Genomic DNA, 14612 nt, shown 5'->3' with positions numbered 1-14612 from the left:
GAGCATCTAGTTTGCGGCCTGATGCAACGAACGCAATGTCCGCTTCGCCCCTATAACGGATGAGTTCTTGCGGCGGCGCAATATGTCGCGATGGGCCAACTTCGGAAGTATCGCTGCGTTGCGGCGAACGTCGAAAGGGTCCGCTTTTAGGCTCGTTTTGTGCTAATTTGGGTACAGCGCAGGGGACGGTCGTGACGGAAACCCGGAAACTCGCAGCGATCCTAGCGGCGGATGTGGTCGGCTACAGCCGGCTTGCCGGTACCGACGAAGATCGCACCCTGGCGCGGCTGCGGGCGCTGCGCAGCGATCTGATCGATCCGACTATCGCGGTGCATCATGGGCGCGTGGTGAAGCGCACCGGCGACGGGAGCCTCATCGAGTTTCGCAGCGTGGTCGATGCCGTGCGCTGCGCTATCGAGGTGCAGAACGGAATGATCGAGCGCAACGCCGGCCTTCCGCCCGAGCGCCGCATCGAATTCCGTGTCGGCATCCATCTAGGCGACGTTGTCGAGGAGAGCGACGGCGATCTCATGGGCGACGGCGTCAACATCGCCGCGCGATTGGAGGGCATCGCCAAGCCCGGCAGCATCTGTCTGTCGGAAGACGCCTACCGTCTGGTAAAAGCGAGGCTCGATCTCGCGGTCAGCGATCTTGGCCCGACGCAACTGAAGAACATCGTCGAGCCAGTTCGAGTCTATTCGCTTGAAGTCGGCGTCGCCAGCAAGGCATTGCCTGCGACGCAACGGGAGGCTGCAGCGCACGAAATGCCTTCGGCACAGTTCGCGCTGTCCGACAAGCCGTCAATCGCCGTCCTTCCATTTGCCAACATGTCAGGCGACCCGGAGCAGGAGCACTTTGCCGACGGAATTGCCGAGGATATCATCACTTCGCTATCCCGGCTCCGTGGGTTTTTCGTGATCGCACGCAATTCGACCTTCACTTACAAAGGTCGAGCCATAGAGGTAAAGACGATCGCGCGGGAGCTTGGTGTCCGGTATGTGCTTGAGGGTAGCATCCGCAAGGCGACGAACCGCGTGCGGGTGACGGCTCAGCTTATCGATGGCCAGAGTGGCAATCACGTTTGGGCCGAACGCTACGATCGTGAGCTCAAGGACATCTTCGCCGTCCAGGACGAGATCACCGAGAGCATCGCCGGGGCAATCGAACCGCAGCTTCACGTCGCCGAAATTATCCGAGCCCAGCACAAGACGCCGTCCAGCCTCAACGCCTGGGAACTGGTCATGCAGGCGATGGATCGGATCAGCCGGTTCACCGAGGCCGACAGCCGGGCCGGGATGGCGTTACTCGACCGCGCTATTGCAGCCGATACGGGCTATTCCCGCGCCTACGCCCACAAGGCTTGGCTGACCGTGTGGCGCGCGTTTCAAGGGTGGGACGCGATGGGACCTGCACTTGCGGAAGCCAGTGACAGCGTGGCCAAGGCGCTGCAATTCGACGCCGATGATCCCTGGGCTTACGTCGCCCGCACCATATTATGTATCGCTACGCGAGGCGGCGGTGAGACCGTCGCCGCGGCGCGCAAGGCGGTCGAGCTCAACCCGAACTTCGCCTATGGTCATTCGTTCCTCGGCGCTGGCCTTGCGCTCGCCGGCGACGGCGACGGCGCGCTCGCAGCCATTGCCCACGCAATTCGTCTAAGTCCACGCGATCTGATGCGGGACGAGTTCGATCTCTTTTTCGCCTTCGCTTGGTTCCAGAAGGGCGACTACGCCAAGGCGGCGGACTTTGCTGCCGAAGCCGCGACGGTGCGGCCGGGCCATGCCTATCCGAACATCATGCTGGCGGCGAGCAGCGCCCTCGCCGGCGACCAGCAGCGGGCGGCGGCAGCACTTGCACGCGTCCAGGCGCTGGTTCCCGGATTTAATCGAGTCGTTGCGGCGAACCAGAACGCTTATGTGCGGGAGGACGACCGCGCACGTCTTATGACTGGCTTACAGAAGGCAGGGCTTTCGGCGTAAACCTGCGCAACTGGCGGTCAATCAACACTCGATTTGGCGGGTTCATCGGTCAATCCTGATTGCGCGCCGATGATGTGATCGAATAAGGGAGCGACTTCCGCAACGGGTTATTCGGCGACGGGTCACAAGCCTCGATTTGCACGAGGCCGTTTGATGTCCGGTCTACCCCTCACAAGCGGAAGTAAGACCGACGCCGCTCAATCGGCAGATCAGATCGGGACCGAACGAAGTGCTGGCGGAGCGCTGCGCAAGATCGCGACACCAACTCGGCCCTATTGAATGCGCGCGAACTCCAGATGCGGCGTGAAGTCTCCGCCTTTCGGATCGTGTATCGGCGCCACTGAGAACTTCAGTGTAGTGGGTGTAAGTTCCTCCACCTTGAGAGTCCGGGTAACGCCAATGAATTGCGGATAGCTGTCTTGCTGAACGACAAATTTCAACGTTTTGCCACTTATGTCCAGGACGTACGTTCCGTACGAGCACCGTACTGGCCCAACTGGCTCAGTCGGAACGGTTTCGGACTTCGGCGGCCTGTTTCCACCCATAACTTGCAAGCTGATAAGACCGCCCGCGCTAAGCTGCAGCAGACCCTGCGGCTTGTCTCCCCAAGTATTTCGAAGATGTCCATCCTCGAATTTGTCGTAGATCGCCGTTAGCTTCCAATCTCCGACCGCTGACAACTGGCTTGCTTGTTGAGCGGCCGCCGCGCCGCTAGTCAAAAAGGCCAACGTCAATCCTGTCGTGACTGGCAATATCCGCATCTTGTCCTCCACGATCGTGATCCGCAGGATTTGAGGGGGCTTTCGTGCGCACCTTCGTCGACTGGCTATCCTGACCACATAGCATTTTTGAATAGCCTTGCGCATGCCTCCAGCCTACTCCTTTGGCGTACCGCGACAGGAGGGATGGACGAGGTCCGCTTCGGGTCATTTTCGACGGCTTCAACAGGGATTGTCAGCGGGCTGATGTCCGCTTCTGCCCGAAAGCGTCCAACCGGCGCCTGGCGCGCTCGCGTGTTTTGAGTCCGCGGTTTCAGTTTGGCAACAACCTGTTGCCAAACTGAGTTGGGAACTATTAGGGGAGCCACAACTGGCGTGAAGTTGGCGTCGATAAGCCTGCTGCCGTGATCGCTGCCCGGCGGTAGAACCTGGCCCGGACCTGGGCTGGGTTGAACGCGGGTTTCATCTTGGCCGCTTCGAGCTCGGCGCGCATGCGGCCTGGCGAGCGTTTCAGCTGTTTTGCAAGGCTATGCAGCGACACGAACGAGGCCTCGAATTTCGCGATCTCGGCCGGGCTCACCAGCACCTGCGGGCACCGGTTCATCGGGTTCGGCGCCGTATAGCTGGCGAGGTGCTTGTGCTTGATCAGCGCCTCCACGACACGATCGCTCGTGCGCATCAGCCTCGCCAGCCGGCGCACGGACAGACCGGTCTCAGGTCCTCGGACGGCATCCAGCAACTGCCTGACGTTGACGTGGAGCGCCATGTAGCCGCGCACGCTGCGCAGTCGCATAACCTCGATCCGATCATCGAGGATCAGCCGAACGACCTCCGCGGCCGAGCAGCACGCTTGGCGGGCGGCGTCCGGAATATTGGCCGCCCGCTTCGGCGGCCGAACCACGGCTCTGGCGTAGCGCCGAAGGTTGGCAAGAAAGGTGTCGAGGTCGGCTTTCGCGTAGCGATCATAGCCTCCGAAGGAGGCTTGTGGCCGGTAAGGCGCGATGAGCTCGTGCTTCAGCAACACATCCATCTGGCTGCGGGTGTGCTCGCGCGCCTCGGGAAGCATCGGCGGCGGCTCGACCAGCAACAGGCGCGTCTCCCTGTTATACCCCGGTTCGGTAAGCAGTGAGCCATCGGGGCGCATCGTCGGCGCCGAGATTACGCTGGCGATTGCTGGAAACTTCCAGTCTCCAGTGCGTGCCAAAATTGTTTGCGCCACCGCACTGGGTGGATTGACTGGCACTCGGGCCTTGCTGCGAGCGTTATTTCGGCACAACAGATCCCTCAAATGGACGTCATCGAGTGCCTTAAGCTGCACGATATTTTTTTGTCGGCCGTGGGTGGCATCGGCCGTGTCAACGATTGGGCGAACCAGTCTGCCTCCGCGCGGATGGGCCAGGCAGCGGTGAAATGGCGTTACGCTATGGGTAGGCTTCTAAGAAACCCCGCCCGATTTGGTCGGACGGGGTTTGTGGGCGTTCTTACTCGCCGTTCTTGCGCGGCCGCGACCAGAGGAGGGTATAGCCTTCACCGCCCTCGTCATCGAACAAGTTCGCGTAAATCGGCGCGTTGAACGACGGGTCGTCGAGCTTGAGCGAGAGGTAGTCGCGGCCCTCCTCGGAGCGCTTCGACCAGGCTGCCCCGATTTCCGCGCGACCCACGTAGATGCGGTGACTGGGGGCGTTGTCGTTGGACCGGCTTGTCTCGGCGACGATACGGACGCCCTTAGCTTGCAGGCTCAGCGTGACAATCTCACCCTGGAAATCGTTACCGACCTTCTTGAAAGAACCGATGTTAGCCATGTCACTTCTCCTGTTGTGTTTCGAGCCCGCGACCACCGCGGCCTCGATGGCGATCTAGGGCCGAGGACGATCGGCGACGCACCCGCTCGGGCCGGAGCGCAGCGGAGGACGTCGTTGCGGCGACTTTCTTGTCTCGCGAGGAATGGGCGAAGCCCAGGGGAAGAAAGTCGCATCAACGGCGTTGCGGCTCAGACGATCGAGGCAAAGCCGGTCTTCGGCCAGATCAAGCCATCAACGAGGCCACGTGCGTCCGCGTGCTGACCCACAACTCTGGAGAAGCGTGGCTATCTCGGTTTTGATGAACAAGGGATCGGAACGATTCAGCGCGGAAAGAGAAACAATCTCCTGCAAAGGGCGGCATCGTCTCCAAAGAACCGATCAGGTAAGATCGCTCTGCCGCGGCTGCGTGGGCCAGACCGAATGCCGGCAGCTTGATCGAGGAGTTCCGAGCAGGACTGCCTCTCGCGCGCTCAGGTCTCAATCATCTCCCATTCAGCGCGCCGAACTATGCGAACCTGTTCGACGATGAAGGCGGTAGACGGTCAGCTCTCGGCCTTTAAGAACCTGGTTAGGACGTACTCTCCACCACACCACCCGGCTCGAAGGGGCGGGTCTCCGCCAAAACGAATAAGCGCATCCACGACGTGAGGCCAATGCAAACCGCGCCTAGGCATGCGAAGACCTCTCGCCAAGCCAGCGAAGGCACCCCGATCGGGGACAGGGCGAAGACTACATGATAGCCGGCGACCGCGGCGGGAACAGCAAACGTTGTCGCGATCGCGATGCGCAAGGCCAAGGACCGAGTAACAGCGACGGCGATCTGGCCGAGGACGAGCGTCCGCGCGCCGCCGGCCGTCCCGATAAGAAGCGCGGCGACGACACCAGTGCCGGTCTGCAACGCAGTCATCCCGATACTCAGTGCGACGAAAAACGGCAGGGCATACACTGCGATCGCAAAGATCGCCCAGCAGAACAAGCCAATGCCGAGTGTGTTGAGAACAAGCCCAAGGGCGAGCATGGTGGTGGCTCCAGGTGCATAGAAGCACCAGTCGCGCCTTCCACCACCACCACCACGGCGCAACTCTGGATATGAGACTGAAAGGAGGCGGAGTTGCGGCGTGAGCAATTCCGCCTCGAAGGCTTGGAGTCGAGAAGACGGCGCTCACGCGCCGCCGAACCTCCAGACGGGGATGCCGAGCCGCTTCGCCTTGTCGGCGAGGTTGTCCTGGATGCCCGTGCCCGGGAAGTGCATAACGCCGATCGGCAGCAGTTCGAGCATGGCATCGTTGCGCTTGAACGGTGCTGCCTTGGCATGTCTCGTCCAGTCGGGCTTGAAGGTGATCTGAGCCACCTTACGGGTCGTCGCCCATTTGGAGGCGATCAATTCGGCCCCCTTCGGTGAGCCGCCGTGGAGCAGGACCATGTCGGGATGCTTGGCGTGAACCTTGTCGAGGCGATCCCAGATCAGATGATGGTCGTTGAAGTCGAGTCCTCCGGTGAGTGCGATCTTCGGCCCAGCGGGCAGCATGACCTCGGTCTCGGCGCGGCGCTTGGCCGCGATGAAGTCGCGGGAGTCGATCATCGCTGCGGTCAGCGTACGATGGTTCACCAGCGATCCCGATCGGGGGCGCCAGAATGAGCCGGTGTGAGTCTCGAAGCGCTCTATGGCCTGATCGCGGAAGAGCTCCAGACAGTTGCGGCGCTCAATCAGCGTGATGCCTTCCGCTGTGATGCGCTCGAGTTCGACGGATCGAACTTCGGAACCGTTCTGCTCGCGCTGACTCTTCTGTTGCGCCTGTTCGTTGTCGTCGAGTTGGCGACCGATGCGGTCGACGGCACGATGGAACAGGTTGACAGTCGACCAGAGCAGATCGTCAAGGTCCGGCTCGAGCCGCGTGTCGCTCAATGTGGCGACCAGGGCATCGAAGATGTCAGCGACGGCACCGGTAATGATCCTGCCCTCGGGGAGCGGCCGTGGATCGGGCTGGTCGTCGAAGGGGCGGTAACCGAAGAGCTGCAATTCGGTAAGAACGTGTTCAGTCGGAGATGCGGCGTGCGGCGGTTCAATGTCATCGTGATCGGTCATGGAGGTGATCCTTTGCCGGATCGGCCGCGACCATCGCGGCCTTCGTGGCGATCACTCAGACGGCAGGCGGAACGGGCCAGAACCCGGAGCGGAGCGGAGGGCCGAAGCGCAGCGGAGGATGGCGGAGGCCGGCTATTTTGCTTCGCGATGCAAAGCGCGCTCGCCAGATGGCTAAGGTGTCTTCTCGTTGCCGGCGCGCGGCGGAAAATAGCCGGACGCGGCCATTGCCGGCCCGAGCCGCTTGCCGTCCGATCGCCCTCTAGAAGGCCGAGGTCGCGTCCTCTTCCGGCAGTGGCCGCACCGCGACCGATCTGTCGACGCCCATCGAATTGCCGGGGCTATTCCGCGGTTGCCATCGACGAATGCAGGAAACGGACGACGTCCTCCGGTACGAGTTGAAGTAGCAACGCTGCTCGGAGGGCCTCGAGGCCGAAGATGTGCAGATCTTCGTTGAAGTCGCCCAGCCGGGGCGACAATGCAATCGCTTCAATGCCGGCGGCTTCTGCGCGCTGGGTGAGAATAGCCTGTACGGCATCTCCGGCGGCATCTGCGTCACGGGCGATATAGAGTCGGCGTAGGCCAGACGGCAGCAACAAGGCTGAGAGGTGATTGGCCGAGAGAGCAGCGGTCATGGGCAAGGTCGGCAGTACATAACGCAGCGACAGCATGGTCTCGATCCCCTCGCCCGCAGCGAGCACGTCGTCCACCACGCCGAAGCGAACGGCGTTACCAAGCAGGTCGCCCATGGCCCGTCGTGGCGTGTCGATCGGGGCCTTGCCGAGCCGCACGCGATCAAAGCCGTGTGGATCTAGCCAGGTGCGATGCACGCCGGTGATCCGTCCCTCGGCGTCCGTGACAGAGCCTATCATCGCCGGCCAGGTTTCAGTCGGCAAATGCTCGTCCGGTCGGTAGTAGCAACGTGGGTGGAAGCGCAGGCTACCACCATGGTGGATTTGGCTTATTCCACGACGTTGCAAATACGTTTCCACCAACGTCCCTTCGATCGGACCGGATATTGCAAAAAGTCGACGGGCTGCTTCTTGCGATCCGGCCGGCACGACTGGACGAACGGGTCTCGGGAGTGATTGCTCCTCAGAGCGAGGCAGCTTCAGAAAGCGCCTCGCCTCCTCGGCGACCTCGCGGAAGTCTCGCAAGGCAAGGCTTTCGCGGATGATGTCGAGGAGATCGCCATGCCCCCCGGTCGCGGCATCGGTCCATTTGCCGGCGGGGCCCTTCGACGATTCCTGGAGCCGCACAAACAACGAGCGGCCCGGGGTGTTGTGGACGTCGCCCACCACCCAGTACCGCCCCGCCCGCTTACCATTGGGGAGATAGTGTCGGCACACCGCCTCGGCCTCGCGCGCGAGGCGGCCTGCCAGCTCGGAGACATCGCCGGACATCACGCGGCCTCCCGCTCACTGACGCCCGTAACCGGAAAGGTGTCGAGCACCCTCGACAGGACCTCAATGCCGCTCGCGTCCGTGGGTACGAACATGCGCAGCTTCCAGGAGATGATCTCCCCAAAGAGGCCGTAAGCACGGAGGCGATCGCGCATCGTGTCGTTGAATCCCGACAGCTCGATGCGATATGCACCCATCACCCGGACTCGACGAAGCTGGAGGCCCTCCGTTAGATCGAGGACGGTCCGTCCTTCCACCAGCGCAGCAAAGGCAGCATCCGGCGTCAGCGAAGGCGCGTCCGCCGCAAGGACGCTTGCGACCCAGACAGCAGAGACCTTGCGTCCGATGATGCGTTCGCCCGCATCGGTTTGGAGCCGATAGACGCGGGTCGACTCGTTCGGCAACCGCTTCCAGATCGGTAACAGCAAGCCCGCCACAACGTGGATCGTGCTTTCCGTGAACTCGGGCACCTCGGCAAGCTCCGCCAGCCAGGTCGAGGCAAAGCGTTCACGATCCGCTTCGTCCCAATGACTTTCGGCCATGGTGGTCAAGGGGACCGTGTGCTGATCCATCGGCCGGATCAGACGGACGCGCCGCTCGATCTCGCCGTCATCGAGCATGACGCCCGCCGCGGGGACCTGCACAGCGGCTCGTCCCGAGCGCTCATTGACGAGCAGGACGGCCTGACGATCGGAAAGACGAGCAAGAGCGTCATCCAGACTCACCGGATGATTGCGCTGGCGCTGGGCGACCGTGAGCAGCCGGGTCTCGGCGCCGGTCCCCGGATGGTCATAGATCGTCCGCCGGTCGGTGACGACAAAGCTCTCGGCACGGAGGGTTTCCAACCCCACGTCGTAGGTGCCGGATGCAACCGCGCCTTCGATCCGAGCGGTCAAGAGCTGCTCGAAGGCGGTGAACAGCACATTCTGTAGGTCAATGGTGAGCGCCAATAACCTGTTCAGAAAGGTCGTGATCGGCGGCAGGTCATCCCTGAGCCCATTGGCATCTGTCAGCTTCAGGCCGGTCGCATCCTCGAACTTCTCGAACGAGCATCCGTCGACCTTGCCTCGGACGAGCAGTGTGTAGAGTTGACGCAACGCGTCACGCCCATACTGGCTTTCGAGATTGTCCTCGGGCCGGAACAGGCCCTGCCCTCCGGTCTGGCGCTGTCCGCGCGTAATTGCTCCCAAGGTGTCGAGCCGGCGCGCAATGGTGCTAAGGAAGCGCTTTTCGGCCTTCACGTCTGTCGCGACGGGACGAAACAGCGGCGGCTGTGCCTGATTGGTCCGGTTTGTGCGGCCGAGGCCCTGGATCGCAGCATCCGCCTTCCAGCCGGGCTCGAGCAGATAATGGACCCGCAAGCGGCGATTCCGGGCCGACAGCTCGGCATGGTAGCTCCTCCCCGTGCCGCCTGCGTCGGAGAACACGAGGATCCGCTTGACGTCGTCCATGAAGGCCGAGGTCTCGGCGAGGTTGGCCGAGCCGGCGCGGTTCTCGACCACCAGCCGGTCGCCCTTGCGCACGACACGGCGCGAACGGCCGGTCACCTCGGCGATCATGTCGATGCCGAAACGTTGCACGACCTGATCGAGCGCCCCAGGTACCGGAGGCAGCGAGGCGAGCTTCTCGATGAGGCGATCGCGACGTGCGACGGCTTCCCGGCTCTCAACCGGCTGGCCATCGCGATAGACAGGCCGAGAGCAGAGGTTGCCCTCCGAGTCTGTAAAGGGCTCGTAGAGCTGGACCGGGAAGGAATGGGCGAGATAGTCGAGCACATACTCGCGCGGGGTAATGTCGACCTGGACGTCGCCCCAGTCTTCGGTCGGGATCTCCGCGAGCCGGCGCTCCATCAGCGCTTCGCCCGTTGAGACAATCTGGATGACAGCGGCATGGCCGGCGTCGAGATCGCGGTCGATCGATCGGATGAGCGACGGCGTCTTCATCGAGGTCAGCAGATGGCCGAAGAAGCGCTGTTTGGCGCTCTCGAAGGCGGATCGGGCCGCGGATTTTGCCTGCCCGTTCAGCGTTCCAGTTTCGCCGGTGATGTTGGCGGCCCGCATCGCCGCGTCGAGATTGTTATGGATGATGCTGAACGCGTCGGCATAGGCGTCGTAGATGCGAACCTGCTCCGGCGTAAGCTGGTGTTCGACGAGATCGTACTCGACGCCCTCATAGGACAATGAGCGGGCAGCGTAGAGACCGAGCGCCTTGAGGTCGCGCGCCAGCACCTCCATTGCCGCAACCCCACCCTCCTCGATTGCCTCGACGAACTCGGCGCGCGTGGCGAATGGGAAATCGGCACCGCCCCAGAGGCCAAGGCGTTGCGCATAAGCGAGGTTGTGGACGGTGGTGGCGCCTGTTGCCGAGACATAAACCACGCGAGCATTGGGCAAGGCGTGCTGGAGCCTCAGGCCCGCGCGCCCCTGCTGAGAGGCCGCCTGATCGCCGCGCTCGCCCTTGCCGCCGACCGCATTCTGCATGGCGTGGCTCTCGTCGAAGACGATCACTCCGTCGAAGTCGGAGCCCAACCATTCAACGATCTGTCCGACACGCGAAAGCTTCTCGCCACGCTCGTCGGTGCGTAGCGTGGCGTAGGTGGCAAAAAGGATGCCTTCCGATAGCCGGATCGGTGTGCCCTGGCGAAAGCGGGACAGAGGCGTAACGAGCAGTCGCTCCATGCCGAGCGCGGACCAGTCGCGCTGCGCATCTTCGATCAGCTTGTCGGATTTGCTGATCCAGACCGCACGGCGGCGGCCCTTAAGCCAATTGTCGAGCAGGATCCCGGCAACCTGCCGCCCCTTGCCCGCGCCAGTGCCATCACCCAAGAACCAGCCGCGGCGAAAGCGGACGGCAGTCTCTGCGTCGTCGCGCGCGGCGGCCACAACGTCAAACGTCGTATCGACCGTCCAGGAGCCCGCGAGGAATTCGGAATGCGCCTCGCCCGCATAAATGACGCTTTCGAGCTGGGCGTCCGATAGAACTCCGTCCGCCACCAGACTTAAAGGTAGACGCGGACGGTAGGACGGCTTCGGTGGCGCAACGGACGCCATCGCCGCGGATTGCACGAGCTTGGTCGGATGTGCGCATGATCCGGGAATACGGATCGACTGCAATCCGTACTCCTCATACAGCGCATCGGTGAGGCGGGCGCCTTCCGGCGGCGACCATTCGACGGTCTCGTACGCAAGTTCCACACCTTCCGGCGCGCTCCCGGAAGTGGACGATGGGCTTGGTGCAATGGCGCCGGCCGATCGGGAAATTGCAGGGCGCCGAATGACGTCGGCAACGACCGGCGCCGCGACGGGCAACCTCGGAGGCACATGCTGCGTCACCCACTCAAGCAACGTGGCTACATCACTCGCCATGCCCACTGAAGCGGGAAAAGCGTTCGGATCCGCGGCGGGCAGCTTGTCGATAACGAGCAGCCTCGTGTCCGTCTGGGTGCCGTGCTTGGCGTAGACGGCGCCGTCGATCGCGGCAGAAAACACGACACGCCCGCACGCCTGGAGGCGAACAAAGGCCTCTAGCCACGTAGGGTTATCCGGCGCAAGGCCCGCGCCAGCGATGGCGACGAGGCGTCCACCGTCGCAAAGGCGCGCGAGCGCCGAAGCGATGTGCCGGAAGGCCGCGTCCGCCATCCGTCGATCGACATTCACTACCGCGGAGAACGGCGGGTTCATCAGAACGACGCTCGGCACAACATCGCGTCGAGATGATCATCAATCTGCGCGGCGTCGAACCGCGTGACCTCAACGTTGGCGAACAAATGATCTAGCAGCGCCGCGCGGCCTTCAGCCAACTCGTTCAACATCAGAGAGCCGCCGGCGAGCTCGGCAAGGATTGCGAGCAGGCCGGTCCCAGCGGATGGCTCCAGAACGCGGTCGGCAGGCGTAATGACGGCTGCGGTGCATGCGGCCAGCCCAAGCGGGATCGGCGTCGAAAATTGCTGGAGCGCCTGACTATCCTCGGAGCGCCGCGTATGGGTCGGCAGACAGCTCGCGATTCTCGCGAGCATTGGCAGCATGGCAGCCGTCGAGCCAGCCTTGGCGCGGATGGCCGGACCGAACTTGCGAAGGAAGAGAACGGTTGCCGCCTCGCAGACATCATAGGCGGTCTTCCAGTTCCAGGCGCCGGCCGCGTCCGAGGCACCGAAGGCAGCCTCCATGGCGCCACGCAGGACTGCGGCATCGATGCGACGGCCGCGTTCGAGATCAGTCAAGATCTGTCGGGCGGCCTTGAGGGCGGCAGTGGTGAGAGTGGCAGCGGCACGCATCGAGAGCGGCGCGGCGGCAGCGCCGCCCGCGAGAGATTCGGTCATGACAGGATTTCTTTCGAAGAGCAGGAACGGGTCGAACCATCAGGCGCTCTTCTCTGACCCCAACGGCTCAAACCCCTCCCGGCCCGACTCTCCCTCTCAGCGCTCGCCAAAAAAAATGGGACCGGCGCTGCACACCGGCCCCCAAGCAACGCGGGATGGCTGGAGCCATCCCGCTCTATGTCACTCAGCCGCGTCCAGCTGTTGCGGGTCATCGTCGCCGGCGTTCTCCCGATCCTCCTCGTCGGCGAGGAATTCGGGCAGCGGGCCCGCTTCGCCCTCCTGCACCACCGGCGCTGCATCGGGATCGACAAGGCGCAGCGGCTCCGGCAACCAGGCCGAACCATCGAGTAAGCGCTCGGCCTCCTTTGCCATCTCAGCCTTCTTCAGATGGTCGATCAGTTGTGCGGACGGCTCGCCCTTGGCTTCCCGCACCGCCTCCAGAATGCGAGGCTTGGTGACTCGGCCGAGATAGTTGTCGACGGTCGGTCGCCAGCCGGCCTGCACCATGTCGAGCCCGACCGCGCGCGCCAACACATCGGCCTGGTCGAGGCGCGTGCGGACACCGTGGGCAGAGACACGGCCCTGATTGTAGCGGTTGGCTGGCTCGTACAGCGCGTTGACCGCAAATGACGCACAGTGCGCGAGCAGGGACGCCTGAGCGGCGCCGTCTAGGGTTGTGAGCGCATCCCAAAGATCGTTCTCGCCCTTCGGCAACCGTGCTTTCCAGGACTCATGCCGCGCCTCGACGGCCTTCGCGGACGCGCTCTCCCGCAGGCCCGGGGCTTGAGCGGGAAAGTTCGGCGTGCGGAGGCCGATCTCAAGGCAGCTTCCGGACGATGCGAACCGGTAAAAGGCCGTCAGCACGAAGTTATGCAGCACCGCCTGGAACGCGATCGCAGGATTTTCTGCCAGCGCATCGCGCAACGCCAGCGTCCTATGCGCCGTCAGCTCGATGATGAGACGGTCCGGCAGCGGTCGCGCGGCATCCTCGTCATCATCCTCCGCATCAGCAGCACCGCCAGCAACCGAGATGGCCGTCCGCTGCACACCGGGATTGCTAGACCCTTGACCGCCGCTCGACGATGTATGGGCGTCCTGCCCGACGGCCGCATCCTCCTGCGGCGCTTCATCCTCGGGGCGGACATAGCCGCGGTCCACCGAGAGCCGTCCTTCGGAATCAATACTGACGAAGACACCAGCTCGGGCGATCTCCGTCGGTTCGTAAAGCATCGGCCGGTCTTCGAATGCCGCCAGTGCCGCCTCGATTTCACCGAGGCGCTGATCGACGTCATCGGGCAGCTCGTCGGCGTCCTGGTAGTCGGATTCCAGCTTGGCATGCTCGGCGTTGAGGGCGTCAATGGTCGCCTGCTCCTCCGCGGTGAGATCGGCAGGTTTGCCATCGAGTTCCCGAAGGCCCGTGGCATGACCGAAGGGGAAATCCACGGCAACCGTGATCCACTTCCATCCTTCCTTAGCGATGGTCTCGGCCTCAGCGGTGAGTTTTTCGCTAACGAGCCGATCGAGCAGCGCGACGTCTTGCAGCCAGCCGCCATCATCATGCTGAAAGAGGTCGCGCTCGACGGCGCCGCCTGTCTTCTCGTAGGCGTCAACGCCAACGAAGCGAGCACGACGGTCCGAGGCGCGGACGGTATTTTCGGTCAACGCTCGGCGGATTTGGTAGGGCTCGTCATGGCCAGAGCGACAGGCGTTCTCCCAGACCTGCTCCTGGCGAGCCTGGTCGCCCGTGATGGAGAACGCCATCAGCTGTTCGAGAGTCATGCCGTCTTCGGCATACACATCGTGCAGCTTCGGCGACACCGACGCCAGCCGCAGGCGTTGCTTGACGATCGCCGGGGGCACGAAATGGCGCGCTGCGATATCTTCCTCGCTGAGGCCAGCATCAGTCAGAGTCCTGAATGCCCGGAACTGGTCCAGCGGATGCAGACCGACCCGTTCGTCATTCTCCGCGAGCGAGTCATCTTCTGCGATGCCGCCCTCGCGGACGACGCACGGAACCGCCTGCGTCTTCGTCATGCGCTTCTGTTTCACCAGGAGCTCGAGAGCCCGATAGCGCCTGCCGCCCGCCGGCACCTCGAACATGCCGGTCTCGTTGCCATCTGCATCAGCGACGGCCCGGACGCTCAGACTTTGCAGAAGCGTACGCTGCGCGATGCTCTCGGCTAGCTGCTCGATCGAGACACCGGCCTTGACGCGTCGAACGTTCGACTGGCTGAGCACGAGCTTGTTAAACGGAATGTCCCGGGAAGGCGACAGCGTGATCTTTTGTACGGCTTTCGTCATTTTGGCT

At 63.1% G+C, this 14612-nt stretch carries 10 protein-coding genes; 1 reads left to right on the top strand and 9 read right to left on the bottom strand.

Translation table 11 applies throughout. From position 1 onward, the window contains the following. Nucleotides 1-191: 191 nt before the first annotated feature. Entirely contained in the window at nucleotides 192-1979 is a 1788-nt protein-coding gene (locus XH92_RS14530; protein WP_194459812.1) for an adenylate/guanylate cyclase domain-containing protein, read from the top strand. 272 nt (nucleotides 1980-2251) lie between these two features. On the opposite strand, the gene XH92_RS14525 is transcribed toward XH92_RS14530, so the two are convergent. The 9 genes from XH92_RS14525 to XH92_RS14490 all read right to left on the bottom strand — a co-directional run bounded on the left by XH92_RS14525 (nucleotide 2252) and on the right by XH92_RS14490 (nucleotide 14605). Further along, nucleotides 2252-2752 (bottom strand): lipocalin-like domain-containing protein, encoded by a 501-nt coding sequence (locus XH92_RS14525; protein ID WP_194459811.1) that lies wholly within the window; start codon nucleotides 2750-2752, stop codon nucleotides 2252-2254. Between the two features lie 301 nt (nucleotides 2753-3053). Further along, the gene (locus tag XH92_RS14520; RefSeq protein WP_194459810.1) at nucleotides 3054-3785 is read right to left on the bottom strand and encodes a hypothetical protein; all 732 of its coding nucleotides are present in this window, start codon (nucleotides 3783-3785) and stop codon (nucleotides 3054-3056) included. A gap of 394 nt (nucleotides 3786-4179) precedes the next feature. Next, on the bottom strand, nucleotides 4180-4500 hold the full coding sequence (locus tag XH92_RS14515) for a DUF736 domain-containing protein (protein ID WP_065728096.1): 321 nt from the start codon (nucleotides 4498-4500) through the stop codon (nucleotides 4180-4182). Nucleotides 4501-5068: 568 nt separating this feature from the next. Further along, nucleotides 5069-5518 carry a hypothetical protein gene (locus XH92_RS14510; protein WP_194459809.1) on the bottom strand — a complete coding sequence of 150 codons (450 nt, stop codon included), beginning with the start codon at nucleotides 5516-5518 and terminating at the stop codon, nucleotides 5069-5071. A 144-nt stretch (nucleotides 5519-5662) separates the two neighbouring features. After that, the gene (locus XH92_RS14505; RefSeq protein WP_194459808.1) at nucleotides 5663-6586 is read right to left on the bottom strand and encodes a DUF2493 domain-containing protein; all 924 of its coding nucleotides are present in this window, start codon (nucleotides 6584-6586) and stop codon (nucleotides 5663-5665) included. Nucleotides 6587-6924: 338 nt separating this feature from the next. Beyond that, nucleotides 6925-7986: a toprim domain-containing protein gene (locus XH92_RS14500; protein WP_194459807.1), complete on the bottom strand. Its 1062-nt coding sequence runs from the start codon at nucleotides 7984-7986 to the stop codon at nucleotides 6925-6927. Further along, nucleotides 7986-11666: a strawberry notch family protein gene (locus XH92_RS14495; protein ID WP_371818016.1), complete on the bottom strand. Its 3681-nt coding sequence runs from the start codon at nucleotides 11664-11666 to the stop codon at nucleotides 7986-7988. Before XH92_RS14495 ends, XH92_RS14500 begins: the two co-directional genes overlap by 1 nt. Then, nucleotides 11666-12304, bottom strand: coding sequence for a hypothetical protein (locus XH92_RS43825; protein ID WP_371818015.1), 639 nt, complete (start codon nucleotides 12302-12304; stop codon nucleotides 11666-11668). Before XH92_RS43825 ends, XH92_RS14495 begins: the two co-directional genes overlap by 1 nt. Before the next feature lie 180 nt (nucleotides 12305-12484). Beyond that, the gene (locus tag XH92_RS14490; protein ID WP_194459806.1) at nucleotides 12485-14605 is read right to left on the bottom strand and encodes a ParB/RepB/Spo0J family partition protein; all 2121 of its coding nucleotides are present in this window, start codon (nucleotides 14603-14605) and stop codon (nucleotides 12485-12487) included. Nucleotides 14606-14612 lie beyond the last annotated feature (7 nt).

The sequence above is a fragment of the Bradyrhizobium sp. CCBAU 53421 genome, from assembly GCF_015291625.1.
GTDB lineage: Bacteria > Pseudomonadota > Alphaproteobacteria > Rhizobiales > Xanthobacteraceae > Bradyrhizobium.
The sequence above is the reverse complement of the archived record's forward strand: the minus strand, read 5'-3'. Positions and strand labels throughout refer to the sequence as shown.